The organism is Actinoplanes campanulatus (assembly GCF_014647795.1).
GTDB classification, from domain to species: Bacteria; Actinomycetota; Actinomycetes; order Mycobacteriales; family Micromonosporaceae; genus Actinoplanes; species Actinoplanes campanulatus.
The window spans coordinates 41524-67312 of record NZ_BMPW01000010.1 but is presented as its reverse complement, the minus strand read 5'-3'; the positions used below and the strand labels follow the sequence as shown (position 1 = coordinate 67312).

Here is a 25789-nt window from a genome sequence, read left to right as displayed (position 1 = left end):
CGATCATCACCCGGATATCCCCGGGTGTCACGATCGGTGTGGTTGATCCAGCTCGCCGGGCAGCGACGCGAACGGTGCGGTCGGGCCGATGCTCAGGTCGAGGTCGTCCGGGAAGGCCGTTTCCACCGGGGCGGGTTCGGCGATCTCACGCCGGCGGGGCTCGGGCAGCCGGAGGGCGGCCATCGCGAGGATCACGGCGGCGAACGCGCACCACAGGCCACGGCCGGGTGCGATCGTCAGGTTCTCGTCGGCGAGGTCGACGAGGAAGTACTTCGGGATGATGAGGCTGGTGTCCGCGATCACCGGGACCAGCGTCACCAGCACGGCGAGCAGCAGCCCCCCGGTGGCCAGGCCGGCGAGCCGGGCGTAGCGGCGGCCCTCGGTCGGACCGAGAAGGGTCAGCACGACCGTGATCGTGAGCAGGAACAGCCCGATCAGGTAGCCGCCGCCGGCCGCGCCCATGTCGACCAGTTCGGTCTGCACGACACGCTGACCGGGCAGGGACCCGTCGCCGTACGCCAGCCCCTCCAGGTCGGTGGTCTGCCACTCGGAGATCAGTGACCCGAACGCGGCCACCGCGGCGAGCGCCGCGGTCAGGAGTGGCAGCCGATGGTCCCTACCGAGGTCACGGAGGAAGCTCCGCCGCTCGGAGGCGCCGAACGAGATGACCGATTCGGCCGGGGAATCCTGCGACATGGGAACCATCATGACCCCAGCCCGGTCTGCGAACCAACGAGCGGGATATCGGATAGCGTCGGGGACATGCCTATTCGTTCTGCTTCTGCCCGCTGGGAAGGGAACCTCATCGAGGGTTCCGGCACTGTCAAGACCGGCAAGGGTGGCCTCCAGGGCGCCTACTCCTTCAAGTCGCGCTTCGAGGAGGGCGAGGGGACCAACCCCGAGGAGTTGATCGCGGCCGCGCACGCCGGCTGCTTCTCGATGGCCTTCTCGAAGGGTCTCGCCGACGCGGGCTTCACGCCCACCTCGGTGGAGACCGTCGCGAAGCTTCACCTGGACAAGACCGACGCCGGGTTCGGCGTGACCCGCATCGACCTGGAGACGGTCGGCGACGTCCCCGGGATCGACGACGCCAAGTTCCAGGAGCTGGCGGCGGGTGCCAAGGAGAACTGCCCGATCTCGCGCCTGCTCAGCCCGGGCGCGGAGATCAGCCTGGTCGCCAAGCTGTCCTGAGGACTCCGGCGCGGCCGGGCACCGGTCGCGCCGGAAATCCGGAAACCCGGGCACAATGGGCTCGTGCCGGTCGACATGAGTCCAGAACGTTTCGAGGAGCTGGTGGGCGAGGCCCTCGATGAGGTCCCCGTCGAGTTGATGTCGTTGATGAACAACGTGGTCTTCCTGGTGGAGGACCTTCCGCCGGGCGGCGGTGACGACCTGCTGGGGGTGTACGAGGGCGTCGCCCTCACCGAACGCGGCTGGGACTACGCCGGTGCGCTGCCCGACCGGATCACCATCTTCCGGCTGCCCACCCTCAGGGTGTGCGACACCGAGGAGGACGTGGTGGAGGAGGTCGCGATCACCGTGGTGCACGAGATCGCCCACCACTTCGGCATCGATGACCAGCGGCTTCACGAGCTCGGGTGGGCCTGACCGGGCCGGGTCAGCTCCCGGAGCGCAGCCGCTCCAGCCAGTCCGCCGAGTCGGCGAAGTCGTCGTCGGAGAGGCCGGGCGGCGCCGCCACCGGCGCCTCGGGCTGGAGGCGGTGCTTCGGGTAACTGCCGAGGAAACGGACCTCGGCGCAGATCCGGCGCAGCCCCTGCAGCGCCTCGCCGAGACGCGGCTCGGCCACGTGCCCGGTGCAGTCGAGGAAGAACACGTACGTCCCCAGCTGCTCCCCGGTCGGCCGCGACTCGATCCGGGACAGGTTGATGCCGCGCACCGCCAACTCGGTCAGCACCGCCAGCAACGCCCCCACCTGATCGTGGCGGATCGACACGGCCAGGGAGGTGACGTCGTCCCCGGTCGGGGCGGCCGGCGGGCCGGGCCGGGTGAGCAGCGCGAAACGGGTGACCGCCTCGGCCCGGTCGGCGATCTTCTCGGCCAGCACCGTGAGCCCGTTGCGGCCCACCCCGATCGGGGCGCAGATGGCCGCGTCGTACTCCCCGGTGGCCGCGCTGATCGCGGCCGCCGCGTTGGACAGCACGTCGACGACGACCGCGTCCGGCACGTTCGCCTGGAGCCAGTGCCGGCACTGGGCGGACGCCTGTGGGTGCGCGGCGATCGACCGGATCGCGGCGAGCGGCGCCGCCGTCCGCGCTCCGAGCACGAACTCGACCGGCAGCAGCACCTCCCGCGTGATCATCAGCGGGCTGCCGGTGATCAGCTCGTCCAGGGTGACCGGGACCGCCCCGCCGACCGAATTCTCCAGCGGGACGAGTGCCGCGTCCGCAGTGCCGCTGCGCACCGCCTCGAGCGCCTCGGGAACGCTCCGGGCCGGGGTGCGCTCCCCCTGCTCGGCGGCGGGGATGGTGCGCAGCGCGGCCTCGGTGAAGGTGCCCTCCGGGCCGAGGTATGCGAAACGGACAGGCATTCCCGGAAGTCTAATCACTCACCGCAGGCGAGCACCCGGATCCCGGCCGGGGCCTCCGCCTTCACCCGCGGATTGCACACGTCGGTGCCCGCGGTGACGATCTCGAGGGTCGCTCCCTTGCCGGTGGTGACGACCGACAGCGGCTCGGCGGACTCGGCACCGACCAGGCTGACCGTGGCGAAGGCCCACGCCCCGGCGCAGTACGGCCCGTCGGTGACCGTCAGCTCCCTGTCCGGCACCGCTGGGCTCTCCTTGAGCTCGGTGACGATCTGTGCCGCGGTCGGCTCGCCGGTGCACCGGGGCGCGTGTGACCGCGTCGGGCTCGGGCTGGTGGTGATGGTCGTCGGCACCGTCGTCCGTACCGGAGTCGTGGTGTAAACGGTGGTCGGCGGCGTGTATGTCGGCAGGGTGGTCGGGGCCGCCCGGGATGTCGGCGTGGCAACGCTCAACCGGGGCAGGGGAGGGCTGGTGGGCAGCGCCTGGGGTGGGGCGCCACAGGAGGCGCTCAGCAGCAGCGCTCCCACCATCAGGGGAAGGTGACCTGTGCGGGGGGACACGCGCTCATGGTATGAGCCGAGAGGTCAGCTGGCGATCCGATGGCCCGCCGCGGCGAGCGTGTTGATTGCTTCGGTCAGCCGCACGGCCGGGACCAGCAGATAGTCCGTGTCGTACGTCGAGAAGGTCACGATGTTGACCCGGGCCTCCGCCAGCGGCCCGACCAGCGACGCGAGCACCCCGGTCATGGCCAGGTTGAGGTCGGCGACACGCAGGCACCGCCAGGCCGTGTCGGCGACCGCGTCCGCGGGCACCCGGTCGTTGGGGCAGATCACCGAGAGTTCGTCGACGCCCCAGGTCACCGAGATGACGCTCTTGTCGTCCGGACCTGCGGTCAGCGAGGCGGGCAGGGTCGAGCCGGCCGGAAGCCGACACACCGCGTATTCACCCGGTAACAGGTCTAGATCGAGCATGTTCGCAGACTACGTTGCGGATCTGTAACGTCCAATGCCTGCCAAGTGCGTTGAACACCACACCGGCGCGGACAAAAAGGACGTCAGTAGCGTACCGGGGACAGGAAGGTCAGTGTCCCGCCGATCCGGTCGCCCGCCTGGAGCGGCGTGGAGACGGCATCGACGGTCAGCGCGGGCACGCCGTCACCCGGCACCACCCGCATGAGGCCCCGGGCCAGCCGCTCGCTGCGCAGCGCCAGCAGCGGCGGGATGTTCTCCGCCTCGGGCTCCTCCAGGCGGCCACCGCCGGCCGTGAAGTCGATGAGGTGCAGCGCGGCGTTGAGCCGCTGACCGATCGCCTCGGCCGGCTTGCCCAGGCCGAGCAACTCGCTACCGGACGGCGACACCGCGAGTATCGAGCCGTTGACGTCGATCACCAGGCACGGCTCGGCGGCCACCGCGACCGTCATCGACCAGCGCTCGACGCTGGTGACGAACTCGGCCTCGGACGGTGTGCGGGCCTGGGGTACGAACGCTCCCGAGAGGGAGAGCTCAACATGCGCCACCGGCTCCTCCTCGTTCCTGTGGACGTCGCTGACCGGCGCGGAACGTCGGTCAGCGACGGCGTCGCAGGGAACGTTACCGGCGGCTCAGCCGCTTGTCAGCGGTCGTCTGTCCGTTGCCATACGAAGAGTAGTCATGGTTCGGGCGCCACGGCGCGTTCGACCAGGTGCCCGGGTGCTGGGCGACGGCGGTCAGCTTGGCCGCGGTGGCCGGGGAGATCTTTCCGCCCCCGGCGATCAGGAGGCGGTCGAGCTCCTTGTCGGTGGAGACCAGACAGTCCTTCGGCAGGCCGTGGACGCTGATCACCCCGGATCCGACGAACGTCAGCACGGGCGTCACCGGGACGTTGAGACCCACGACAGCGGAGATCGCCTTGGCGGCGCGGCGCCCGTCACGACGGGCCTCGGCCACATACTCCGGGCGCTTTCCGTTGATCTGGACGACGTCACCGGCGATCAGCACGCGGGAGCGGCCGTGGTCGGCCACCGTGACGGCGTAGACACCGCCGGGTCCGATGGCGAGGAATCCGGCACGCTCGTCGGCCGGGTTCGGTTCGTAGTACGCGTTGGTCAGGTCGGTCCGCGGCCAGTCGACGATGTGCCAGTTCGGCCCGAGGCGGTCGAGGCGGGTGAGAGCGCGTGCTCCAGCGGCCTCGATGCGGCGGGCGCCACGTTCGGCGCGGCGACGGCGGGCCCACTCGGCCGGCGTGGTCATCCGCTGCGTGTCCTCCAGCAGGGACGGATGGGTCCGGTCGACGGTGGCGAGGGTTTGGGACGACATGGGCAGCGCGGGGCGGGCGGGGAAGACAGTCACTGCAGACCTCCGGCAAAAGGTCAGTCGGGCTCTCTTTTCCAACTACCGTACGTGCTCGTTCCCCTACAGAACAGGGTCACAGGGCGGGAAAGAAAGAGAATGAGTGTGGATGAATGACATATTCACGACAACGTCTTCTTTCGCATGGTGCATCGTCGCACCTTCTCAAGCTATCGCTCCGCCCAGCCTGATGCATGACTGTCCCAAGATCTAGTCAGAACGTCACGGCCCGATCGCGCTCGGTACCGGCTAACGTCGGCCATGTGTACGTCGACAGTGAAGTCAGTCGCCTCCGTACCGTACTGCTGCACCGGCCAGGATCGGAACTGGCGAGGTTGACCCCGCGCAACAACGACTCGTTGCTCTTCGACGGCATCCCGTGGGTGAGCCGTGCCCAGGAGGAGCACGACGCCTTCGCGGAGGCACTCCGGAGCCGTGGAGTCGAGGTCCTTCACCTGGGTGACCTGATCGCCGAGACGCTGACCCTGCCGGAGGCCCGCGCCGAACTGACCGCCGGCGTGCTCTCCGACCGCCGCCTCGGCGACGCGCTGCGCGCCACGGTGGCCGACTACCTTGCCGATCAGGAGCCCGCCCGGCTGGCCGAGGTGCTGATCGCCGGGCTCGCGCACGAGGAGATCAAGTCCGGTGGGGGCGGTCTGGTCTACGAGATGATGAACCGGCTCGACTTCGTCATCGATCCGCTGCCCAACCTGCTTTTCACCCGCGACTCCTCGGTCTGGGTGCGCGACCGGGTGGCGGTCACCAGCCTGGCCATGCCGGCCCGCCGCCGCGAGACCACCCTCACCCACGCCATCTACCGGCACCATCCGCGGTTCGCCGGGACGGAGCTGCTCTTCGACCCCTCGCTGGAACACCTGGAGGGCGGCGACGTGCTGGTGCTGGCCCCGCGGGTGCTGGCCATCGGCGTCGGCGAGCGGACCACCCCGGCCGGCGCCGAACGCCTCGCCCAGCGGGTCATCGCGGCCGGCCTCGCGCACACCGTGCTGGCCGTCCCGATCGCCCAGGAACGCGCCACCATGCATCTGGACACCGTCTGCACCATGGTGGACGTCGACGCCGTCGTGATGTACCCCAACATCGCGTACACCCTGGAGGCCTGGACCGTCACCGAGCAGAAGGTCAGTGGGCCCCGGCCGTTCCTGGAGGCCGCCGCCGAGGCGATGGGCATCGACCGGCTGCGGGTGATCGATACCGGTCTCGACCCGGTCACCGCCGAACGCGAACAGTGGGACGACGGCAACAACACCCTGGCCATCGCGCCGCGGCTCTGCGTCGCCTACGAACGCAACGTCGAAACCAACGCCCAGCTCGAACGCGCCGGCATCGAGGTGGTCCGGATCAGTGGCAGCGAACTCGGCTCCGGCCGGGGCGGCCCGAGATGCATGAGCTGCCCCATCGAAAGAGACCCGCTCTAAAGATCAAAATCAGACGAATTCTTCAAGATCAAATTCAAGGTCAAGATCCTGAGGCCGCAGCGGGGTGGTGGGTACAGACCGCTGCTCCCGCCGAGGGCCCGGCGCGACTCGCTGGCCGCTGACGCGTCCAAAACACGAGCCACACCGGGCGACGTGCGTGAGTGGTTGCGCTCCAACCCCTCAAACCGGCAATTCAACGCAGCGTCAACTGGCGGCCGATCAGGCCCTGCTTTGCGCGGCGGGCGGCGGCGTCCAGGGGGCCGTCGACGGCGAGGGTGTCGGCGTACCGCTTGGCGAAGTCGGCCAGTGCCGACTCGAATTCGGCCCCCTCCGGCTCGCCCGGGATGTCCCAGACCGGAACCAGCAGTCCGTGCGCCCGGAACATGCCGGCGAACTTGGTGTCCTCGCCGAGCAGCAGCTCCCCGGCGGCGGACAGCCGGGACAGCGTGTCCAGGGCCCGGTCCTCCGGCTCGCTCAGCACCCAGCGGATGTGGCTCTTGTCCGGCGCCACCCGGCACCAGTAGGCGGCCTTGGCCGCGGCCATCCGCACGGTCGGGTAGATCGAGGCGTTGGCGCGCTCCAGCGACGCCTTCACGGTGGCGTCCTGCATCTGGTCGACGTCCAGCCAGTACTCGAAACCATCCTGCATGGTGATCTCGAGCGACCCGTCGACGAGCAGATCCTGCAAGCGCAGACCCGGGCCGGGCAGGGCCGGCACGGAGACCGTGTTGCCCGGCTCGGTGGACAGCGCGTTCAGGATGGCGACCGCCAGGTCGCGGGAGACGTCACCGGACTGGACGTGCCGCTGCAGACCGATCAGGACCTTGCCGTCCCGGCGGGACATGGCCGGCCACGCCATCGGCAGCACGGTGGAGAGGATCACCGAGCGGTCGCCGTACTCCTCGACGATCTCCGGTTTGAGGGTCAACGGTGCGGAGGCGGCCGGGACCAGCTCACGCAGGGCGACCCATTCCGGCTCGTCGGCCAGGCCCTCGAAGGGCCGGGCGACGAAGATGTCGCGCACCTTCGTTTTCGGTGCGGTTTCGCGGGACTTGCGACGCTTGCTCACGGGGAACCAGCGTAAGCGCCCCTCCCGCGAACCGGTGACGTGGGCCACCCCGGTGTGTCGCCGAAAAGTGTCACGCCCGGGGCAGGCGGACCTCGGCCACCGTGCCGCCGCCCTCCCGCGGGCGCAGCGAGACCCAGCCGTTCTGCCGCTCCACCAGCCGCCGGACCAGGTAGAGGCCGAGCCCCGCGCCCGGCCGGTGCGGCCCCGGGTCGGCCTGCCAGTACCGGTCGAAGGCGTGCTCCACGTGCTCCGGCGCGATCCCGGCGCCCCGGTCGGTGACCCGGAACCGCAGCGTGTCGTCGTCGACTCCGGCGCACACCTCGACCGTGCCGTCCGGATCCGAGTACTTCTCGGCGTTGGTGGCCAGCTCGGTGAGGATGGTCGCGATCGAGTCGCGGTTCCCGTACGCCTTCGGCAGATCCGTCGGCAGATGCCCCAGCAGCAGCCGCTGCCGCAGGTCGGCGGGCAACTCGCCGGCCGCCTCACGGAGCGCCTCCACCAGATCGAACGGGCCGGCCGGGGAGGCGCCCACCGAACCGTCCTCCTCGCTGGCGGCGGAGAGCAGCCGGTCCACGAGCCGGGCCAGCTCACCGGCGCGTGCCCCGATCACCCGGACCGCCTCGCGCCGCCCCGGTTCGCCCAGGGTCTCCCAGTGGTTGGTGAGCGTGTCCGCGTACCCCTTGATCACGGTGACCGGGGTGCGCAGCTCGTGGCTGGTGACCGCGACCCAGAGGTCGCGGTCCGCGTCCCGGCGCACCTCCTCGGGGGCCGGCGGACCGTGCGCCGGCAGACCGGAGCCCCTCCGGTAGAGACGGCCGATCAGGCTGGCCAGCAGCTCCAGCACGTCCCGGTGCTCGGGGCCGGGCTCGCCGTCGAGGTAGACGTGCAGGGAGCCGACCGGAGTCTCCCGGCCCGGGCAGCGGGCGCCCAGCATCGACCGCGGGTCGCCGCCCTCGATCAGGTGCAGGAGTTCGTCGTCGAGCCGCGGCTCGGCCGGATGCGTCACCCGGCGGCCCACGACGGCGGCCCACACCCCGGTGGCCGCGATGATCCGGCCGTGGTCGTCGGCGGACTCGGCGAAGGCGGTGCCACGGGCGCCCAGCGTCTCCCCGGCGAGCCGGACGAGCTGCTGCAGCACGGACAGGCCGGCGTCGCCGGACTCGACGCGGGCGAGGGCCGCGAGCTGACCCCGGGTCAGCGCCGTGTAGTCGGGACGGTCCGGCATGCCTGCGAGTTTGCCTCGCTCGGCGGCTTTTGGGCAGATGAACCTAAGCGAACCCTGCGGTTGAGTGGCATCTGGTGGTGGACGTCACATCCGGGCGAGGTGATCCAGCACGAACCGGGGACGGTCGGTGATCACGCCATCCACGCGGTGCTCCAGGACCAGTTCGAGATCGGCCGGTTCGTTGACCGTCCACACGTACGCCTGATGTCCGGCCGCCTTGATCGCCGGCAGCAGGGTGGGCCGCGCCCGGACCAGGTCGACACCGGGCCCGGCGGTCTGCGCGCCGAACGGCAGCCGGCCGCGTCCGACCCCCGGCGGCACCAGTTCGAGCAGGTAGACGGTGGGCAGGGTGGGCGCCTGGGCACGGATGCGGCGCAGTGCGAGCGCCGCGAACGACATCACCGTCACCTGTACGTCGGCGTCCGGCTTCGGATCGGCCAGACCGTGGTGCCGCAGCATCCGTACAAGCCGGCGCTCGACCTCCGCGCCGTACCGGGAAGGGTGTTTGGTCTCGATCAGAAGCCGGACCGGCCGCCCGCTGGAGTGGACCGCGTCGAGCAACCGCTCGAGGGTCAGCAGCCGGGACAGGTCGGGGAGCTTGGCGTCGGCCGGGTAGCCGGGATGCCAGGAGCCGAAGTTCAGCGCGTCCAGCTCGGCCAGGGTCTTCGAGCTGACCCGGCCCCGGCCGTTGCTGGTCCGGTCCAGCCGGCTGTCGTGCACGCAGACCAGGTGACCGTCCCGGGTGAGGCGGACGTCGCACTCCAGGCCGTCGGCGCCCTCGTCCAGAGCGCGCAGATAGGCCCCGAGCGTGTGCTCGGGCAGTGCGTCGGCGCCCCCTCGATGCGCGAAGACGAGAGGACGGTACCCGGTCACAGCACGCGGGCCGGTTGCCCGTCCTCGCTCACCACGTCCTTGCCGACGGCGGCCCACGCCTGCATGCCGCCGTCGAGATTGCGCACGTTGTCCCAGCCGTTGTTCATCAGGTAGGCCACGACCTGCCCGGAACGTCCACCGGCCCGGCAGACCACGACGACCTCGCCGTCGGACGGCACCTCGGCCATCCGGGCGGGCACCTCCATCATCGGCAGGTGGTGCGCGCCGGGCGCGTGGCCGGCCGTCCACTCGTCCGGCTCGCGAACGTCGAGCAGGTAGGCGCCGGGAGCGACTTGATCAGCGGTGACGCTGGGAACCTGAGGTCCGAACACGGGTGACAGCCTAGTTGGGGGAGTCTTCAGTCCGCTTCAGGGGCGGCGGCCGGGGTGGTTGGAAGGGGTCATTTCTCGTTGGCGATGACGTCCGGGTGATCGAGCACGAACTCGGCGAGGGTGTCGTTCTTGACCGCCTGGAACATCTTCAGGCTGGTTTCGTTGAAGACCTCACGCCCGCTGTTGTTGCCGGAGAAGGTGCCGTTGTTGGTGCGCAGCAGCACCAGGTCGTTGGCCGCGACGTTCTTCAGCCCGAGGACGAAGTCGGTGAGCTCGATCTGGCCGGTGTCCAGGGTGAACGCCTTGCCGGCCGCCTTGACCAGAGAATTGATCTTCAGCGGGTTGCTCAGGACCCCGCCCTCCGAGGCCTTCTTCGCGATCGCCTTGATCAGCTGCTGCTGGTGCCGCTGCCGGTCGTAGTCGCCGTTCTTCAGCCCGTATCGCTGGCGGGCGTAGTCGAGCGCCTCCCAGCCCTCCATCTCCCGGCAGCCCACCTTGTGCACGACCGGCTTGCCGGACTCGCCGGCCTCCCGGGCCTCCGCCAGGTACATCGGCTTGCCGTCCACCAGGACCATGTGTTTCGAGGTGACCTGCTGGTCGACGCACATCTCCACGCCACCGAGCTCGTCGATCACGCTCTTGAAGCCACCGAAATTGATGATCGAGGCGCCGTCGAAGCTGATCCCGGTCATGTTCTTCAGCGTCTTGGCCAGCAACTGTGAGCCGCCGGCCATCCCGGCGCCGTTCTGCGCGCCCCAGTAGAACGCCTCGGTGGCCTTGACCGTCCCGCCCTCGTATTTGCTCTTGGCGAACGCCGGGACCTCGACCTCGGTGTCCCGGGGGACCGAGATGAGGTACGCCTGATCGTGGGTGGCCGGGATGTGCAGGATGATGATCGTGTCGGAGTGCAGGGCATCGTCGGCCCAGCGCTCCCGGGCGTCGACGCCCATCAGGAGCATGTCGATCGGGCCCTCGATGGTCGACCCGCCACCCTCCGCGGTGGTCTTCTTCGCGTCACCGGTGAGGTTGTCGACCGCGATCGTCGAGGTGGTCTGCTTGACCACCATCCGGCCGCCGACCAGACCGCCGCCGCTCGCCACCAGCAGCACCACGCCGAACGTCGTGGTGAGCCGCGCCCAGAGCGGCGAACGGCGTTTCCGGCGGGCCGCGGGCGGCGCCGCCGGAACCTCGGTGGGCCGGTCTGCGGCGACGGTCATGCAGCACTCCTGGGGGAGATCGGGGGCTGCATTACCTTACGGACAGAATCCGCGTCGGTTGAAGATCCTTCCGGTTTCAGAATGAAGTCATAGCCGTCTGACAGTTCGCGCTTACTTCTTCACCGGGTTCGCCTGGAGCCATTCGTCCACCTTGTCGTCGACGACCGCCTGGTAGAGGGCCAGCGCCTTCTCCCGGTCGGAGACCACCACCGACTGGCCGTTGATCGTTTGACCGCCCTGGTTCGGGCTGGTCAGGAACGTCAGGTTCTCCCCGCGCAGGTTGCGGAACTGGAGCACCATGTCCTTGAGCGAGAAGTTCTCGTCGACCGTGACGGCGGCCGTCGCCGAGTTCAGGAACGCGTTCAGCTTCGCCGGGTTGCTCAGCGTGCCGCTGCTCGCCGCCTTGTCCATGATCGCCTTCAGGAACTCCTGCTGGTGCTGCATGCGGGCGAAGTCGCCGCGGGCGAACTGCTTGCGCTGCCGGATCCAGTCCAGGGCCTGCGCACCGTTCATGTGCATCATGCCCTTCTTGAACTGGCGGAACGGCTTGTGGATCGACTTGGTGTCCTGCTCCACGTACAGGTCGACACCGCCGAGCGCGTCGGTGACCTCCTTGAAGCCGCCGAAGTCGATCGCCATCACGTGGTCGATGCGCACGTCGGTCATGCACTCGACGGTGCGGACCGCGCGGGGCAGGCCACCGAAGGCGAACGCCGCATTGATCTTGGCTCGGCTGCCGGAACTGCACGGCGCGTTGTTCCCGCTCGGGATGACCACCCACAGGTCCCGCGGAATCGAGATGAGCTGCGCGGATTTGTGGTCGGCCGGCACGTGCATGAGGATCAGCGTGTCCGCGCGCCACTGGTTCGCCTGGTCCTGCTTGGCGTCCGGGTCCCGGGAGTCGGTGCCGACCAACAGGATGTTGAAGGCGCCCTCGACCGTCTTGGCCGGCCGGTCCGTGGTGATGTCGGAGAAGGCGTTGGTGCGCTTCAGGTCGTCGTCCAGACCGGAGACGTAGCCCCACGCCGTGACGCCGGCGACCAGGGCGATCACCACGATCACCGCGCCGACCACCAGAGCGATCCGGCCCCAGCGGGGCCGCGGTCGGCGGCCGCGGTAGGAGCGGCCCCGGCCGGGACCGGCCGGGCCGCGCGGACCGCCCGGTGCGGCGGGCCCGGATCCACCTCGCGGGGGCCAGTCCCGGGAGTCGGGCCGGCCGGGCACGGACGCTCGTCCGGAAGAGTTGCCGCTGGGGGAGGTGGTGGCTGACATGACTCCAGGTTACGGAGTAAGAGCCGGTGATCTGTGACTCCGAGGCGCTTCGGCACGAAGGTGGGAGGAGAGTGACGACACGGTCACGGGCCGGCGTTGGCGACTACGCCGGCCCGTGCACTGGGATGAAGTCAACTGAGGATCGTTCGCGACGGTGGAGACGTGTTGCCTTCACACGCGCCGATCCCGGGTCAACGTAGGTCGCGAACGACCCTCAGTGCGCGCCGTGCCCGGTCAGGGACCGGACCTCCAGCTCCGCGTACTTCTCCGGGTCGGTCTCCTTGCTGATGACCGTGCCGAGCCAGCCGAAGAAGAAGCCGAGCGGGATGGAGATGATGCCGGGGTTGGACAGCGGGAACCAGTGCCAGTCCTGGTCCGGGAACATCGCGGTCGGCGAGCCGGAGACGACCGGCGAGAAGAACACCAGGACCACCGCGGTGGTGAGGCCGCCGTAGATGGACCAGAGCGCGCCCGCCGTGTTGAACCTCCGCCAGAACAGGCTGTAGAGGATCGCCGGCAGGTTCGCCGACGCCGCCACCGCGAACGCGAGCGCCACGAGGAATGCCACGTTCAGGCTCTGCGCGAAGATCGACAGGGCGATCGCGATGGCGCCGATGATCAGGGCGGCGATCCGGGCGACGCTGACCTCCTGCCGCTCCGACGCGGTGCCCCGCTTGATCACGCTGGCGTAGAAGTCGTGCGCGAGGCTCGACGACGATGCCAGGGTGAGGCCGGCGACCACGGCCAGGATGGTGGCGAAGGCGACGGCCGCGATGACGGCCAGCATGATCGCGCCGCCGGTGTCGCCGCCCAGGTAGTCGATGCCGAGTTGCTGGGCGAGCTGCGGGGCGGCGGTGTTGCCCGCCTTGTCCTGGGCGGTGATGTTCTTGCCGCCTACCAGAGCCGCCGCGCCGAAGCCCAGGGCCAGGGTGAACAGGTAGAACGTGCCGATGATGCCGATCGCCCAGAGCACGCTCTTGCGCGCGATCCGGCTGGTCGGCACGGTGTAGAACCGGGTCAGGATGTGCGGCAGGCCGGCCGTGCCGAGCACCAGCGCGAGGCCCAGCGAGAGCAGGTCCATCTTGCTGTAGAAGGTCTTCGCCGCGTCGCCGGCCGTCTCCACGCCGTACCGGAGTCCGGGTTCGAGGAAGGCGTCACCCTTGCCGGATTGCGCGGCCGCGTCGCCGAGCAGCGCCGACAGGTTGAACTTGTAGTGCGCCAGCACCAGCAGCACCATGATCAGGGCGCCGCCCATCAGCATGAACGCCTTGACGATCTGGACGTACGTGGTGCCCTTCATGCCGCCGACCGTCACGTAGATGATCATCAGGGCGCCGACCAGGATGATCGTGGCGACCTTGGCGGTGTCGGCGTCCATACCCAGGAAGGTGGCGCCCGGCTTGATGCCCAGCAGCAGCGAGACCAGCGCGCCGGCGCCGACCATCTGGGCGATCAGGTAGAAGACCGACACCACGATGGTGGAGACGCTGGCCGCGGTACGGACCGGGCGCTGGCGCATCCGGAAGGCCAGCACGTCGGCCATCGTGTAGCGGCCCGAGTTGCGCAGGAACTCGGCGACCAGCAGCAGCGCCACCAGCCACGCGACCAGGAAGCCGATCGAGTAGAGGAAGCCGTCGTAGCCGTACAGGGCGATGATGCCGGCGATGCCGAGGAAGGACGCCGCCGACATGTAGTCGCCACCGATGGCCATGCCGTTCTGGAACCCGGAGAACTGACGGCCACCGGCGTAGAAGTCGGTGGCGGTCTTGGTCTGCCGGCTGGCCCAGACGGTGATCCCCAGGGTGATCGCCACGAAGATCAGGAACAGCGTGATGGTCAGCGACCGGGAGCTGGACGCGGCCTCGGCGGCCAGGAGCTGTGGAGCGGCCATCAGTCCTGGCTCCCCTCGGCGGCGGTGGCGGCGGCCGCGGGCTTCTCATCGATGTCGTGCAGGATCTTGTCGGCCAGCGGGTCCAGCTTCTGCGCCGCGTACCGCGCGTAGTACCAGGCGATCAGGAACGTGGAGACGAACTGGAGGACGCCGAAGACCAGCGCGACGTTGATGTTGCCGACCAGCTTGATGGCCATGAAGTCCCGCGCGTACGCGGAGAGCAGCACATACAGCGCGTACCAGACGATGAACGCGACCGTCGTCGGGAAGATGAAGCTGCGCAAGCGGTGGCGCAGTTGAGCGAACTCCTCGGAGTTCTGCACTTCGAGATATCTCTCGGCGGATGCCGGCACGGGTTTTCACCACCTTCGTGGGGGCGGACTTTCCGGCACCGTACGAAGGAGTGAGCCGTGTCACCGGCCGCCGGTCGAGGTCTGCGCTGAGTGGCGGCCTGACTGCGCTGAGCGGCAATCAAGCCAGTTCGGTGTACCTGCCCCGATAGTGGATCAGAGGTGATCCCGCGCTTCCGGTCTCGACACGTTCGATCACCCCGTCGAGTAGCAGCGCCCACCCGCACGGACGGGTCTCCGTGAGCCGGCAGCCGGCCCAGGTGGCGGCGTGTGCGGGGACCGGCCCGAACTCGGTCCGGCGCCACTCCCCGGTCGCGAACGGGCCGCCCGGGGCGGGGAAGAGCCCGGCGAACCGGTCGGCCAGCTGCCGGTCGCCCGGCCCGAGCGGCGTCACCGCGAACCGGCCGGCCGCGGAGGCCGCCGCCCAGAACTCGCTCTCCTCGTCGATCAGCCCGAGCACCCGGCCGGGGTCCCCGTCGGCGACCACCGCGGACGAGACGGTCAGCCCGGCCGGTCCGGGCGTCGTCCACAGCGTCACGGTCGACGCGAACCGGCCCCGCAGCCGCCGGACCTGCGACTTGTCGGCATCCGGAACGGCGAACGGATCGGTGGAGTGGATGCGGCCACCCGGCGCGTCGGGATTCATCCGATCATTCTCCCGTTTACAGATTGCGCACGCCGCTATCCGCATTTATTGATCAACTACTATTTTTTTAGGCATGACTCAGGTGGTGCTGCGCCCGGGTGACATCGTCCACGTCGGTCCCGAGGCGAGCGTGCAGTTCTCCGGTGACCGGGCACTGAACCTGCGGATCATCCGGGTCGACCCGCGGATCACCTACGACGGGTGGATGTGGATAGACGGTTATGTGCTCGGCCCCGCAGGCAACGCGTTGCAGCGCCGCCGGATCTTCGTCCGCCGGGACGGACTACGGCCGGAACGCGTGTAGCGTTCCGGCCGCAGTGCCGAGGACAGCTTGGGCGGTCAGCCCACCCGTTCGATGACGGCCCGCCGGATCAGGAACTTCCCGGGCTCCCGAACCTCTTCGAAGGCGGCGTTGTTGAGCAGCACGCAGCTGCCGGAAACGCTTGTCACGGTCACCGTGATGCTCTTGTTGTTGTCCAGGTTCCGGACCCTCAGGACGGTGCCGACCGGGTGGGTGCCGCTGGACGCGGCGGGCGCGCCGCCCTCGCCGGAGAGGGTCACGGTCGAGCCCGGGCAGACGACCTGGCCGTTCCCGGCCGGAGCAGCCGGAGCAGCCGGAGCGGCCGGAGCGGCGGTGGTCGGCTTCGCGGCCGGTGCGGCCGTGGTGGGCTTTGCGGCCGGAGCGGTGGTGGTCGGCTTCGCGGCCGGGGCCTGAGCCTGGGCTCCGCCGCAGCCGCCCTGCGCCTTCTGCACGTTGATCAGATCGATGACCGCCTGCCGGTTCGCCAGGATCGCCTCGGTCTGCGAGTTCGGGTTGGCCCGCTGCTGGGCCATGAACTGCTGATTCTCCCGGATCCGCTCGTCCAGGCCGTCGCAGAAGGTCGAGGCGCTGCTCAGCCCGGTGCCGACCGCCAGGCCGCCACCGACCAGAGCGGCGACCGCCACGCCGATCACGATGTTGCGCTTGCGCTTGTCTTGACCGGGCCGCCGGTAGGTACGTGTCATGACCGGATCTACGAACGTGGTTCACCATCGGGCCGGGTGTTCTACCTTAAAGATCCTTAAATCAGGTCCGGAGCGACTCGGGGGCGTGCAGCCGCAGCATCGTGGCGCCCACGTCCGGCGGCACGCGGCGGCCGGTCATCAGCGACACACCGACCATGACCAGGAACGCCAGCGGCACGGTCCACGCCGCGGGCTGGCCCACGAACTCGGCGAAGGAACTGGGCAGCGGCGGGCCGAGCACCGTCACCAGCACCGCCGCCATGGCCGCGCCGCCGCCGGTGACCAGCCCGGCGATCGCACCGGCGTCGGTCAGCCCCCGCCACCAGATGCCGAGCACCAGCAGCGGGCAGAAGCTGGAGGCGGCCACCGCGAAGGCCAGGCCGACGACGCGGGAGACGTCCATGTCGGACACGTACAGGGCCAGGGTCGTGGGGACCAGCGCGGCCAGCACGGTGGCCAGCCGGAAGTCGCGGATCGAGCCGCTGCGGCCGGATCTGAGCACGTCCGTGAAGATCACCCCGGCGACGCTGGTGAGCAGGCCGGACGAGGTGGACAGGAAGGCGGCCAGCGCGCCCGCGGTGACCAGCGCGCCGAGCAGCCGGCCCAGGTGGCCGCCGCCGAGCGCCGCCTCGGGCAGCAGCAGCACCACGGCGTCGGTGTTGCCGGTCATCAGCAGTTGTGGGGTGTAGATCCGGCCGAGCACCCCGTACAGGGTGGGTAGCAGGTAGAACAGGCCGACCAGGGCGAGCACCACGAGCGTCGTGCGGCGGGCCGAGGCGCCGTCCGGATTCGTGTAGAACCGCACCAGCACGTGCGGTAGGCCCATGGTGCCGAGGAAGGTGGCCAGGATCAGGGAGTAGGTCGCGAAGAGGCCGGTCTTGCCGGGCAGGAGCCACTGGTCCCCGAACTCGGCGTCCACAGTGCTCACCGTCGGCACCGGGTCGCCCGCCGCGAAGTGCAGCGTCTCGCCCGCCTCGACCGGGCGGACACCGTCCAGGACCGCGTCCTGCTCCACCACGACGGTGGTGGCGGCCGGGAAGACTGCACCGGCCGGCGGCGTCACCTGCGGGCGGCCGTCCGACTGCCACTGCAGGATCAAGAAGATCATCGGTACGGCCAGCGCGGTCAACTTCAGCCAGTACTGGAACGCCTGCACGAAGGTGATCGCCCGCATCCCGCCGAACGCCACGTTCGCGGTCACCACCACGCTGACCACCAGCGCGCCCCAGGCGTAGGAGCCGCCGGTCAGCGTGCTGAACGTCAGCCCCGCGCCCTGCAACTGCGGCAGCAGGTAGAGACAGCCGATGAACAGCACGAAGGCGGTCGCCAGCCGCCGCAACGGCCGCGACCGGAGCCGGACCTGGCAGAAGTCGGGCAGGGTGAACGCACCGGAGCGGCGCAGCGGGGCCGCCACGAACAGCAGCAGGGCCAGGTAGCCGGCGGCGAAGCCGACCGGGTACCAGAGGACGTCGACGCCGTAGCGCAGGACCAGGCCGGCGACACCGAGGAAGGACGCGGCGGACAGGTACTCGCCGCTGATCGCGGCCGCGTTCCAGGACGGGCTCACCGACCGGGACGCAACCAGGAAGTCCGAGGTGGTCCGGGCGAAGCGCAGGCCGTACGCGCCGATCGCCACGGTCAGCAGCAGGACCAGGATCAGGCCGGGCGCCAGGTACGGGTTCACCGCTCCGGCCTGCGGATCAGCGCCGCGAAGTCCTGCTCGTTGCGCTCCGCCCAGCGGACGTACGCGGCGCCCACCCCGACCAGGAACGGGAACGACAGCAGCCCGAGCAGAACCCACGGCAGGTGCACGCCGAAGACCTTGAAACCGCCCACCGCCGGGGCCACGGCGAACAGCAGCGGCAGCGTCCCGAGGCCGGCCGCGACCACCAGAGCGAGCCGCAGCGCGAGCGCCAACTGGGCCCGCATCAGACCCTTGACCAGCGCCTCCCCGATCGGGGTCTGCTCGGTCAGGTCGGTGCCGGCCCGGTCGGCCCCGTCACGCCGGGGCGCGGCGTCAGCCAGCACCACCCGGGTCCGGGAGCGCGGGGACGGATCGGCGGCCATGTTCGGCAGTCTGTCCGTCCCGCGCTGATTGTCAATACCGGTTCACCTGTTCCCAGCACCAGGTGGGGCTGTCCTCGGGGTGCTCGGCGATCACCTCGCGGGCCGTCTCCCGGGCCAGGTTCCAGCCGCGCCAGGAGTCCTCCGGGGTGCGCTCGCCGATCACCATCAGCAGGCAGGACCGGTACGCCTCGTTCTCCAGCCCGGCGAGGGCCGGCACCGCGTCCGGGGACAGGTCGGACAGGTAGGGCAGGTCGATCCGCTGCGTCTCCTCGTACCGTTGCACGTGGTTCTCGGCGATCAGGCCGTCCGGGTTGGCCACCGACAGCCCGAGCAGGGCGAGCACACCGGCGGCGATCGCGACCCGGGGCAGCCACGGCGCCCGGATCCGGATCCCGGCCACCAGCACCATCACCAGGACCAGCCCGAACCACGCCTCGCAGCAGGCCACCAGCAGGCGCAGGCGGGTCAGCCCGTACGTGTCGGTGTAGACGTTCATCCGGTGCAGCGCCGAGGCCACGATGACCAGAGTGAGCGCGGCCAGGGCGCCGAGCACCACGCGCAGCAGGATCCGGTCGGCCCGCTCGGTGCGCGGCGCCCACCGGGCCGCCCCGGCCAGCACCACGAGGGTCAGGGCGGTCACCACGCAGAGCTGCCAGAAGCCGCTGCGGGCGTACTCGGCGTAGGTGAGGCCATCGGTCTCCACCACGTGCTGGTTGCCGCCGAACAGCACGGTCAACTGGATCACCACGAACGCCGCGAACAGCAGCACCAGGAGGCTGAGCGGCACCGCCCACTCCAGACGGTTCACCTTGCGGCCCTCGGTGCGGTCCAGGTCGCCGGTCGCCGGCGGGGCGGCGCGCAGGAAGGCGGCGGCGGTCAGCAGGACCGCCGTGACGCCACCCACGAACGCCCACCGGAAGATCGTGATCGGGCTGATCTCCGGGATCGCCGCCTCGAAGACCCGGGCGAACGCGGCGTCCGCCGAGATGAAGAGCCCGCCGAAGACGGCGAGCAGGGCGATCGAGACCGCGGTGGTGGCCAGCACCCGGATCGGGACGCCCGCCGAGCCCTGGCCGCGCATCCGGGTCACGCCGCGCAGGATCCACAGGCCGCCGCGGGTGGCGGCCGCCGGCGCGAGCAGGTAGGTCATCGCCACCGACCGCAACGACCGCCCGTGGGTGATCGCCAGCGCGCCGGTCAGCGTCGCCGTCAGCAGGCAGAGCGTGAACAGCCAGCCGGCCGCCCGGAAGGTGCCGGTCGCCAGCAGGACCACGGTGGCCGTACCCCAGAAGAAGCGGTCCCACGAGCCGTGGCCGGTGTCGCGCCGGACCGCGGCCGGGATCGCCTCGGGAACCCGGATGACCCGGGCCACGACCAGGGCCCCGGTGCCGGCCAGGGCGGTGACGAACCAGCCGAGGCCGGCCCGGTCCAGCGGGACGCTGAGCGCGGCCACGACGGAGGCGGTGAGGATCGCCACGACGGTGGCGGACGAGGCCGGGCGCCCCGGTCCCGGCCAGCGCCGGCCGAGCAGGGTGTAGGGCGGCCACGGGCCGTTAAGTTGTCCCAATTGTCCGGTAACGGGTTCGTTGGTGGCCGTCGACATGTTCCACTCCTCAGAGCGCTTGCAGCGGGAGTCGTACCTGGATGTGGCAGCCGCGCCGGTCGTCGGGCTCGACGACGGCGATCGTGCCGCGGTGCAGCTGCACCACCCAGCGGGCGATCGCCAGGCCGAGCCCGGTGCCGCCGCCGGTGGCCCGCTCGCCCCGGGTGAAGCGTTCGAAGACCCGCTCGCGCTCCGCGGGCGGGATGCCGCCACCCTGATCGGTGACGGCGAGCACCACGTGATCGCCGTGGCGCTCGGCGCGGACCGTCACGAGCCCACCGCGCGGGCTGTGCCGGGCCGCGTTGTCCAGCAGGTTCGCGAAGACCTGGTGCAGCCGCTCCCGGTCGCCGTGCATCAGCAGCCGGGGCGCGGACACCTCGAAGCGCACGTCGTGTCCGGTGCCCTCGGCGTTCACCGTCGCCTCCCGGACCACCTCCCCGAGGAAGGCCGGCACGTCGATCAGATCGCGGTCCATCGGCACCACCCCGGCGTCCAGCCGGGACAGGTCCAGCAGGTCGGCGACCAGGCGGCTGAGCCGCTCGGTCTGGGCCAGGGCGGTCTTCATCGTCTCCGGCTCGGCCTCGGCCACCCCGTCGACGATGTTCTCCAGCAGGCCACGCAGCGCGGTGATCGGCGTACGCAACTCGTGCGAGACGTTCGCGATCAGCTCACGCCGCTGCCGGTCCGCGGCGGCCAGGTCGGCGGCCATCTGGTTGAACGCGGTGGCCAGCTCGCCCACCTCGTCCTGTGACCGGGTCTCGATCCGGTGCGTGTAGTCGCCGCGCGCCATCTCCCGGGCCGCCACCGTCATCTCGCGCAGGGGCACCGTCGCGCCGTGCGCCATCACCTGGAGGGTGACCAGGCCGAGCGCCGCCGCGATGGCGATCCACAGCACGTCGACCCGGTAGAAGTCGATGCTCCACAGGAACACCAGCAGGCCGACGCCACCGGCGAAACCCAGGGCCAGGGAGAGCTTCGCCTTGATCGACCGGACCGGGTCGAGCGGCCGGGGAAGGTACGCGAAGACCGGCGCCACCAGGTTGTGGACGAACACCATCAGGCGGGTGATCACTTGTCCACCTCCAGGGCGTACCCGACCCCGTGCACGGTGCGGATCAGATCGGCGCCCAGTTTCCGGCGGAGGCCCTTGATGTGGCTGTCGACCGTACGCGTACCCGAAGTGTCCGCCCAGCCCCACACCTCGGCAAGGAGCCGTTCCCGGGGCAGGACCGTGCGCGGCCGCCCGGCCAGATGCACCAGCAGATCGAATTCGGTCGGGGTCAGATGCACCTCGGCCCCGCCCCGCAGCACCCGCCGTTCCGCCTGGTTGATCTCCACGTCGCCGAACCGCAGTGTCGGGGGCTGTGGACGAGCGGCGACCTGAGCCTTCTCGGCCCGTCGCAGCAGGGCGTGCACCCGGGCCGCCAGCTCACGCATCGAGAACGGCTTGGCCATGTAGTCGTCGGCGCCGACCGCGAGCCCGACGAGCAGGTCCGTCTCGTCGCCGCGGGCGGTCAGCATCAGCACCGGGACCGGCCGCTCCGCCTGGATCCGGCGGCACACCTCCAGGCCGTCAAAGCCGGGCAGCATGACATCCAGGACGATCACGTCCGGCGGCGTCTGCCGGGCCGCCGCGACCGCACTCGGCCCGTCGCCCACGACCTGCACCAGGAAGCCCTCGGCACGCAGCCGTGCGGCCACGGCGTCGGCGATCGCCCGCTCGTCCTCCACGACGAGAACCCGTCGCTCGACAGTCTCCACGCCGCCGTCACCCCATCCCAATAGCCCTGGTCCCGGTCGGTGCGCCCCCGTGGCCCACCGGCCGGTGCCCAGCAGCTTATTGACCACCTGGGCAGGCCAGGCGGTGGAGTTGTGAACAACCTGTGGAGATGGATCTTTGTGCCGGGAACGCCGGTGCGCCCGGGACCGGACAGTGATTGGCAGGAATTGGTGAGATACCGCGGAAGCCTGTGGATAACTCTGTGGAGAAAGCTGTGGGGCTGTGGATAACCGTGTGGATTAACGGGTCCAGTCGTGCTTCGCCGCGCGGATCAGCCGGTCCTTCAGCTCCCGGGTGTGCCGTCGGCTGACCGGCAACTCCGCCCCGTCCACCGCCACCACATAGCCCGAACCGGTCAGCCGCAGCTCGGTGACCAGGCGCAGCTGCACCAGATAGGACCGGTGGATGCGGACGAAACCGGCGTTCGCCCAGCGCTCGGCCAGCGTGGCGAGCGAGACCCGGACCAGATGCGAGGCGTCCCCGGTGTGCAGGCGGGCATAGTCGCCCTGCGCCTCCACCCAGCGCACCGACGAACGCGGCAGCATCCGGGTGGTGCCGGCCAGCTCGACCGGGATGGCCGGCTCGTCCGGTGGGGGCGGCGGCACCGACCGCAGGCCGGCCACCCGGCGCAGCGACTCGCCGAGCCGCTCGGCCCGGACCGGTTTGCGCACATAGTCGGTGACACCCAGGTCGAAGGCGTCCACGGCGCCGTCGTCGTACGCCGTCACGAACACGATGGCCGGGGGCTGGGCGAACCGCCGCAGGATTCGGGCCAGCTCCATGCCGTCCAGGCCGGGCATCCGGATGTCCAGGAAGACCGCGTCCACCTCGGTGTCGCGCAGCACCCGCAGCGCCTCGGTGGCGTCGCCGGCCCGGTGCACGTGCGCCACCCGGCCGTCCGCGTTCAACAGGTACGCCAGCTCGTCCAGCGCCGGAGGCTCGTCGTCGACGGCCAGCACCACGAGGCTCATGCCGTCACCTCGGCTGCGCTCCGGCGCCGGCATGATTTGCTCGCAAGCTCGCTCATTGCGACGCCCGGACCTGAGGATGGAACTTCGGCACCCGCATGCTCACCTTCGTACCCGCTCCGGGGGCCGTCTCCACGATCAGGCCGTTGTGGTCACCGAACACCGAACGCAGCCGCTCGTCCACATTGACCAGGCCGACGTGCTGCCCGTCCTCACTCTCCGAACCGTCCCGCCCGAAGACCGCCGGATCCATGCCGACCCCGTCGTCCTCGACCGTGATGTGGCACTCGGCACCAGCGTCGCGCGCCTCGATGCTCACCATACCGACGCCGGGCTTTCGGGACAGGCCGTGCCGGACCGCGTTCTCCACCAGCGGTTGCAGGCACAGGAACGGCAGACCGACCGGCAGCACCTCGGGCGCGATCTGCAACCGCACCTGGAGCCGGTCACCGAACCGGGCCCGCTCGATGGTCAGATAGCGATCGATGCTGCGCAGCTCCTCGGCGAGCGTCGTGAACTCACCGTGCGCCCGGAACGAATAGCGTGTGAACTCGGCGAACTCCAGGATCAGCTCCCGGGCCCGCTCCGGGTCGGTGCGCACGAACGAGGCGATCGCGGTCAGCGCGTTGTAGATGAAATGCGGGCTGATCTGGGCGCGCAGCGCACGCACCTCGGCCCTCGCCAGCCGCTCCCGCGACGAGTCGAGTTCGGCCAGCGCAAGCTGCGATCCGGCCCAGCGGGCGGTCTCCAGCGTCGCCTGCACCAGGCCCGGCGCCGGCGGCTCGTCGGCCACCGCGACCAGCGCGGCGTCCGCCTGACCGGCGGGCCCGGTCAGAGGCGCCACCACGGCGCCGCGGACCACACAGTCCACCCGGTCACAAACCAGATCAGACCCATTGAGTACGACCGAGCGCTGCGATCTCGTGGCCCGCCGGGCCGCCGCCGCGAACTGTTCGGTGTGGTGCCCACCCCGCCCGTCGAAGGCCAGGCAGTCCGTCCCGTCGATGATCGCCAGCCCCACCGCGCCGACCAGCACCCGCAGATGCCGGATCGCCTTCCCCGCGGATGCTGTCGAAAGCCCGGCACGCAGCGGTTCGGCGGCGAGAGAGGCGGTGTGCAGCACGTCGTAGGTGGCCCGCTGCATGGCCGTGGCGATGCCCCGCCGGGCCCGCAGGCGCAGGACGGCGACCACCGCGGCGGCGAGCGCGGCCAGCACGGCGACGACCGCCACCGCGCTTCCGATCTGACCCGCCACGGGACAGATCCTGACGCGTGGACGCCCGCCGCGCCATCCCCGAAAAAGTGTCGTACCCCGGTGGCAGTATGGCCTCCATGACGGACACGGGGTTCTGGAGCGCGACCACTCACGCACGTCGCACGGCGCGGCTCGCGTCATGGACGCGTCAGCGGCCAGCGAGCCGTGCCGGGCCCTCGGCGGGAGCGACGGTCCGCACCCACCACCCCGCTACGACCCCAAGCCTTTGATCTTGAAGGTTCGAGGTCTCGACGCCCGGAGGCTTAATACGCGCCCTTGCGCTTCAGGACCACCCAGATGGTGCGCCAGAGGATGCTCAGGTCGTAGGTGAGGGACCAGTTGTCGACGTAGTAGAGGTCCAGCCGGACCGCCTCGTCCCAGGACAGGTCGGAGCGGCCGCTCACCTGCCACAGGCCGGTCATGCCGGGGCGGACCAGTAGACGCCGGCGGACGTCGCCCAGGTAGTCGCCGTCGTCCGCGGGCAGCGGGCGCGGTCCGACCAGGGACATCTCACCCTTGAGCACGTTGATCAGCTGGGGCAGCTCGTCCATCGAGGTGGCCCGCAGCTTCGCGCCGAAGGTGAAGATGCGGGGGTCCTGCTTCATTTTGAAGAGCATGCCGTCGGACTCGTTGAGTTCGTCCAGCGTGGCCTTGCGCTCCTCGGCGTCCACGTACATGGTCCGGAACTTCCACACCCGGAAGGTGCGGCCGTCGTGGCCGACCCGGGTCTGCCGGAAGAAGACCGGACCGGGGTCGGAGAGGCGGATGCCGAGGGCGATGAAGGCCAGGATCGGGCTGATCATCAGCAGGCCGAGGCCCGCCGCGACCCGGTCCATCAGGTTCTTGACCAGCCAGCCGGGGCCGGAGAGCGTCGGCTCCTCGACGTGCAGCAGCGGCAGACCCTCGATCGGGCGGATGTGCACGCGCGGCCCGGCGATGTCGGTGAGCTGCGGCGCGACCACCAGGTCGACGCCGGTGCCCTCCAGCTGCCAGGCCAGGCGGCGGAGCTCACCGGGCTCGGCGCTGGCCGAACCGCAGACCGCGATCGTGTCGGCGCCGACCTCGCGGACCAGGGAGAGCACGTCCCGTCCGGCGTAGACCGGGACCGGCGTCTCGATGCCGCGGGCGGCCGCGTAGCCGTCGGTGAGGTGGATGGCGACCGGGATGAGGCCGGCGGCCGGGCTGCGGGTGACCGCGGTGTAGACCTCGAGCGCCTCGGGCAGCGTGCCGACCAGCACCATCCGGTGCGCGCCGTGCCCGGTGCTGCGCCGGGCGAAGTGCAGGAACTGCCGGGCGGTCACCCGGCAGATGAGGATCAGCAGCAGGGCGCTCAGCGACACGGTGGCGACGGTCCCGCGGGACAGGTCGGCCTTGGTGGCGAACGCCAGCAGCGACACGCAGGCCACGACGGTGACCGACGCGCGGACGACGCGCTTGAACTCCTCGCTGCCCAGCCCCAGGTAACGGCGGTCGTAGGTGCCGTTGGTCCAGAGCACCAGCAGCCAGCCGAGCGGCAGCACGATGTAGGCGTAGAGGAGGAACGACTCGGAGGTCGAGAAGCCGGCCCGCGACTTCTCGAGGAAGCTGGCGATGTAGCTGGCGCCGACCACCGAGAGCAGGTCGAGCACGATCAGAGCCAACGTGTAGGGCCGGTGCCAACGGGAGAGGCGACGGCTCGTGCGGCTCCAGACGTTGCGGGGCACCCCGTTGCTCGGTGGCTGTTCCTGCCACTCGAAGCTTTCGTACCGCACGGGTTTGCTCCGGCTGCTGTTGTCGGTAGATGGGCGATGCAGGCTAGTAGTCACTTCGCCTACGTCCTCCCGCATCCGGAAAAAGATTACGCACCGCCACGACCTTGGGATCGTCGGCGGGTCCGCCGCTACCCGTTCGCGTCACAACGGTTGCCATGGACCGGGCCACTATACCGA

Annotated in this window: 28 protein-coding genes; 4 read left to right on the top strand and 24 right to left on the bottom strand. The window is 70.3% G+C overall.

Annotated elements, in window-relative coordinates; translation table 11 throughout:
- Positions 1-27 precede the first annotated feature (27 nt).
- Positions 28-696, bottom strand: coding sequence for a hypothetical protein (locus IEZ13_RS20215; RefSeq protein WP_183226491.1), 669 nt, complete (start codon positions 694-696; stop codon positions 28-30).
- A 66-nt stretch (positions 697-762) separates the two neighbouring features.
- Between IEZ13_RS20215 and IEZ13_RS20210 the strand changes: the two genes are divergently transcribed.
- Positions 763-1191 (top strand): OsmC family protein, encoded by a 429-nt coding sequence (locus IEZ13_RS20210; RefSeq protein WP_183226490.1) that lies wholly within the window; start codon positions 763-765, stop codon positions 1189-1191.
- Positions 1192-1266: 75 nt separating this feature from the next.
- Complete coding sequence (locus IEZ13_RS20205) at positions 1267-1608, top strand: metallopeptidase family protein (RefSeq protein WP_183226549.1); 342 nt, start codon at positions 1267-1269, stop codon at positions 1606-1608.
- A 10-nt stretch (positions 1609-1618) separates the two neighbouring features.
- On the opposite strand, the gene pheA is transcribed toward IEZ13_RS20205, so the two are convergent.
- The 5 genes from pheA to IEZ13_RS20180 all read right to left on the bottom strand — a co-directional run bounded on the left by pheA (position 1619) and on the right by IEZ13_RS20180 (position 4872).
- Complete coding sequence (pheA, locus tag IEZ13_RS20200; RefSeq protein WP_183226489.1) at positions 1619-2548, bottom strand: prephenate dehydratase; 930 nt, start codon at positions 2546-2548, stop codon at positions 1619-1621.
- A gap of 14 nt (positions 2549-2562) precedes the next feature.
- Positions 2563-3105 carry a hypothetical protein gene (locus tag IEZ13_RS20195; RefSeq protein ID WP_183226488.1) on the bottom strand — a complete coding sequence of 181 codons (543 nt, stop codon included), beginning with the start codon at positions 3103-3105 and terminating at the stop codon, positions 2563-2565.
- 24 nt (positions 3106-3129) lie between these two features.
- Entirely contained in the window at positions 3130-3516 is a 387-nt protein-coding gene (locus tag IEZ13_RS20190; protein ID WP_183226487.1) for an ACT domain-containing protein, read from the bottom strand.
- 83 nt (positions 3517-3599) lie between these two features.
- Complete coding sequence (locus tag IEZ13_RS20185) at positions 3600-4061, bottom strand: PAS domain-containing protein (RefSeq protein WP_183226486.1); 462 nt, start codon at positions 4059-4061, stop codon at positions 3600-3602.
- Positions 4062-4134: 73 nt separating this feature from the next.
- Positions 4135-4872 carry a hypothetical protein gene (locus IEZ13_RS20180; protein WP_183226485.1) on the bottom strand — a complete coding sequence of 246 codons (738 nt, stop codon included), beginning with the start codon at positions 4870-4872 and terminating at the stop codon, positions 4135-4137.
- 263 nt (positions 4873-5135) lie between these two features.
- Here IEZ13_RS20180 and IEZ13_RS20175 point away from each other — a divergent pair, with 263 nt between their 5' ends.
- A complete protein-coding gene (locus IEZ13_RS20175; RefSeq protein ID WP_372441899.1) occupies positions 5136-6308 on the top strand; it encodes an arginine deiminase in 1173 nt (390 codons plus the stop codon).
- 193 nt (positions 6309-6501) lie between these two features.
- On the opposite strand, the gene IEZ13_RS20170 is transcribed toward IEZ13_RS20175, so the two are convergent.
- From IEZ13_RS20170 to IEZ13_RS20130, 9 genes are all read right to left on the bottom strand, one after another.
- Entirely contained in the window at positions 6502-7377 is an 876-nt protein-coding gene (locus IEZ13_RS20170; protein ID WP_183226483.1) for a DUF5926 family protein, read from the bottom strand.
- A gap of 70 nt (positions 7378-7447) precedes the next feature.
- Entirely contained in the window at positions 7448-8602 is a 1155-nt protein-coding gene (locus IEZ13_RS20165; RefSeq protein ID WP_183226482.1) for a sensor histidine kinase, read from the bottom strand.
- 84 nt (positions 8603-8686) lie between these two features.
- Entirely contained in the window at positions 8687-9475 is a 789-nt protein-coding gene (locus tag IEZ13_RS20160) for a glycerophosphodiester phosphodiesterase (protein ID WP_183226481.1), read from the bottom strand.
- Positions 9472-9807: a rhodanese-like domain-containing protein gene (locus IEZ13_RS20155; RefSeq protein WP_183226480.1), complete on the bottom strand. Its 336-nt coding sequence runs from the start codon at positions 9805-9807 to the stop codon at positions 9472-9474. The genes IEZ13_RS20160 and IEZ13_RS20155 overlap by 4 nt, the downstream gene beginning before the upstream one ends.
- A gap of 68 nt (positions 9808-9875) precedes the next feature.
- A complete protein-coding gene (locus IEZ13_RS20150) occupies positions 9876-11024 on the bottom strand; it encodes an LCP family protein (RefSeq protein WP_183226479.1) in 1149 nt (382 codons plus the stop codon).
- A gap of 111 nt (positions 11025-11135) precedes the next feature.
- Positions 11136-12296 carry an LCP family protein gene (locus IEZ13_RS20145; RefSeq protein WP_183226478.1) on the bottom strand — a complete coding sequence of 387 codons (1161 nt, stop codon included), beginning with the start codon at positions 12294-12296 and terminating at the stop codon, positions 11136-11138.
- Between the two features lie 214 nt (positions 12297-12510).
- Positions 12511-14187, bottom strand: coding sequence for a solute symporter family protein (locus IEZ13_RS20140; RefSeq protein ID WP_183226477.1), 1677 nt, complete (start codon positions 14185-14187; stop codon positions 12511-12513).
- Positions 14187-14540 (bottom strand): DUF485 domain-containing protein, encoded by a 354-nt coding sequence (locus tag IEZ13_RS20135; protein WP_183226476.1) that lies wholly within the window; start codon positions 14538-14540, stop codon positions 14187-14189. Before IEZ13_RS20135 ends, IEZ13_RS20140 begins: the two co-directional genes overlap by 1 nt.
- A gap of 118 nt (positions 14541-14658) precedes the next feature.
- Positions 14659-15183: a flavin reductase family protein gene (locus tag IEZ13_RS20130; RefSeq protein ID WP_183226475.1), complete on the bottom strand. Its 525-nt coding sequence runs from the start codon at positions 15181-15183 to the stop codon at positions 14659-14661.
- Positions 15184-15256: 73 nt separating this feature from the next.
- Here IEZ13_RS20130 and IEZ13_RS20125 point away from each other — a divergent pair, with 73 nt between their 5' ends.
- Entirely contained in the window at positions 15257-15487 is a 231-nt protein-coding gene (locus IEZ13_RS20125; RefSeq protein WP_183226474.1) for a hypothetical protein, read from the top strand.
- Positions 15488-15522: 35 nt separating this feature from the next.
- On the opposite strand, the gene IEZ13_RS20120 is transcribed toward IEZ13_RS20125, so the two are convergent.
- The 9 genes from IEZ13_RS20120 to IEZ13_RS20080 all read right to left on the bottom strand — a co-directional run bounded on the left by IEZ13_RS20120 (position 15523) and on the right by IEZ13_RS20080 (position 25687).
- Complete coding sequence (locus IEZ13_RS20120; RefSeq protein ID WP_183226473.1) at positions 15523-16188, bottom strand: hypothetical protein; 666 nt, start codon at positions 16186-16188, stop codon at positions 15523-15525.
- A gap of 61 nt (positions 16189-16249) precedes the next feature.
- Positions 16250-17872: a sodium/solute symporter gene (locus IEZ13_RS20115; RefSeq protein WP_183226472.1), complete on the bottom strand. Its 1623-nt coding sequence runs from the start codon at positions 17870-17872 to the stop codon at positions 16250-16252.
- Positions 17869-18255 (bottom strand): DUF485 domain-containing protein, encoded by a 387-nt coding sequence (locus IEZ13_RS20110; protein ID WP_183226471.1) that lies wholly within the window; start codon positions 18253-18255, stop codon positions 17869-17871. The genes IEZ13_RS20115 and IEZ13_RS20110 overlap by 4 nt, the downstream gene beginning before the upstream one ends.
- 31 nt (positions 18256-18286) lie before the next feature.
- A complete protein-coding gene (locus tag IEZ13_RS20105; protein ID WP_183226470.1) occupies positions 18287-19858 on the bottom strand; it encodes a DUF4153 domain-containing protein in 1572 nt (523 codons plus the stop codon).
- A 10-nt stretch (positions 19859-19868) separates the two neighbouring features.
- Complete coding sequence (locus IEZ13_RS20100; RefSeq protein ID WP_183226548.1) at positions 19869-20915, bottom strand: HAMP domain-containing sensor histidine kinase; 1047 nt, start codon at positions 20913-20915, stop codon at positions 19869-19871.
- Between the two features lie 11 nt (positions 20916-20926).
- Entirely contained in the window at positions 20927-21619 is a 693-nt protein-coding gene (locus tag IEZ13_RS20095) for a response regulator transcription factor (protein ID WP_183226469.1), read from the bottom strand.
- Between the two features lie 258 nt (positions 21620-21877).
- Positions 21878-22609 (bottom strand): LytR/AlgR family response regulator transcription factor, encoded by a 732-nt coding sequence (locus tag IEZ13_RS20090; protein WP_183226468.1) that lies wholly within the window; start codon positions 22607-22609, stop codon positions 21878-21880.
- 52 nt (positions 22610-22661) lie between these two features.
- Positions 22662-23861 (bottom strand): sensor histidine kinase, encoded by a 1200-nt coding sequence (locus IEZ13_RS20085; RefSeq protein WP_183226467.1) that lies wholly within the window; start codon positions 23859-23861, stop codon positions 22662-22664.
- Positions 23862-24124: 263 nt separating this feature from the next.
- Positions 24125-25687, bottom strand: coding sequence for a sugar transferase (locus IEZ13_RS20080; RefSeq protein ID WP_183226466.1), 1563 nt, complete (start codon positions 25685-25687; stop codon positions 24125-24127).
- Positions 25688-25789 lie beyond the last annotated feature (102 nt).

Coding starts and splice junctions, on each gene's coding strand:
- IEZ13_RS20215 (WP_183226491.1), bottom strand. CDS start 696: ATGTCGCAGGATTCCCCGGCCGAATCGGTCATCTCGTTCGGCGCCTCC.
- IEZ13_RS20210 (WP_183226490.1), top strand. CDS start 763: ATGCCTATTCGTTCTGCTTCTGCCCGCTGGGAAGGGAACCTCATCGAG.
- IEZ13_RS20205 (WP_183226549.1), top strand. CDS start 1,267: ATGAGTCCAGAACGTTTCGAGGAGCTGGTGGGCGAGGCCCTCGATGAG.
- pheA (WP_183226489.1), bottom strand. CDS start 2,548: ATGCCTGTCCGTTTCGCATACCTCGGCCCGGAGGGCACCTTCACCGAG.
- IEZ13_RS20190 (WP_183226487.1), bottom strand. CDS start 3,516: ATGCTCGATCTAGACCTGTTACCGGGTGAATACGCGGTGTGTCGGCTT.
- IEZ13_RS20165 (WP_183226482.1), bottom strand. CDS start 8,602: ATGCCGGACCGTCCCGACTACACGGCGCTGACCCGGGGTCAGCTCGCG.
- IEZ13_RS20150 (WP_183226479.1), bottom strand. CDS start 11,024: ATGACCGTCGCCGCAGACCGGCCCACCGAGGTTCCGGCGGCGCCGCCC.
- IEZ13_RS20145 (WP_183226478.1), bottom strand. CDS start 12,296: ATGTCAGCCACCACCTCCCCCAGCGGCAACTCTTCCGGACGAGCGTCC.
- IEZ13_RS20140 (WP_183226477.1), bottom strand. CDS start 14,187: ATGGCCGCTCCACAGCTCCTGGCCGCCGAGGCCGCGTCCAGCTCCCGG.
- IEZ13_RS20130 (WP_183226475.1), bottom strand. CDS start 15,183: ATGAATCCCGACGCGCCGGGTGGCCGCATCCACTCCACCGATCCGTTC.
- IEZ13_RS20125 (WP_183226474.1), top strand. CDS start 15,257: ATGACTCAGGTGGTGCTGCGCCCGGGTGACATCGTCCACGTCGGTCCC.
- IEZ13_RS20120 (WP_183226473.1), bottom strand. CDS start 16,188: ATGACACGTACCTACCGGCGGCCCGGTCAAGACAAGCGCAAGCGCAAC.
- IEZ13_RS20110 (WP_183226471.1), bottom strand. CDS start 18,255: ATGGCCGCCGATCCGTCCCCGCGCTCCCGGACCCGGGTGGTGCTGGCT.
- IEZ13_RS20105 (WP_183226470.1), bottom strand. CDS start 19,858: ATGTCGACGGCCACCAACGAACCCGTTACCGGACAATTGGGACAACTT.
- IEZ13_RS20100 (WP_183226548.1), bottom strand. CDS start 20,915: ATGGTGTTCGTCCACAACCTGGTGGCGCCGGTCTTCGCGTACCTTCCC.
- IEZ13_RS20090 (WP_183226468.1), bottom strand. CDS start 22,609: ATGAGCCTCGTGGTGCTGGCCGTCGACGACGAGCCTCCGGCGCTGGAC.
- IEZ13_RS20080 (WP_183226466.1), bottom strand. CDS start 25,687: ATGCGGGAGGACGTAGGCGAAGTGACTACTAGCCTGCATCGCCCATCT.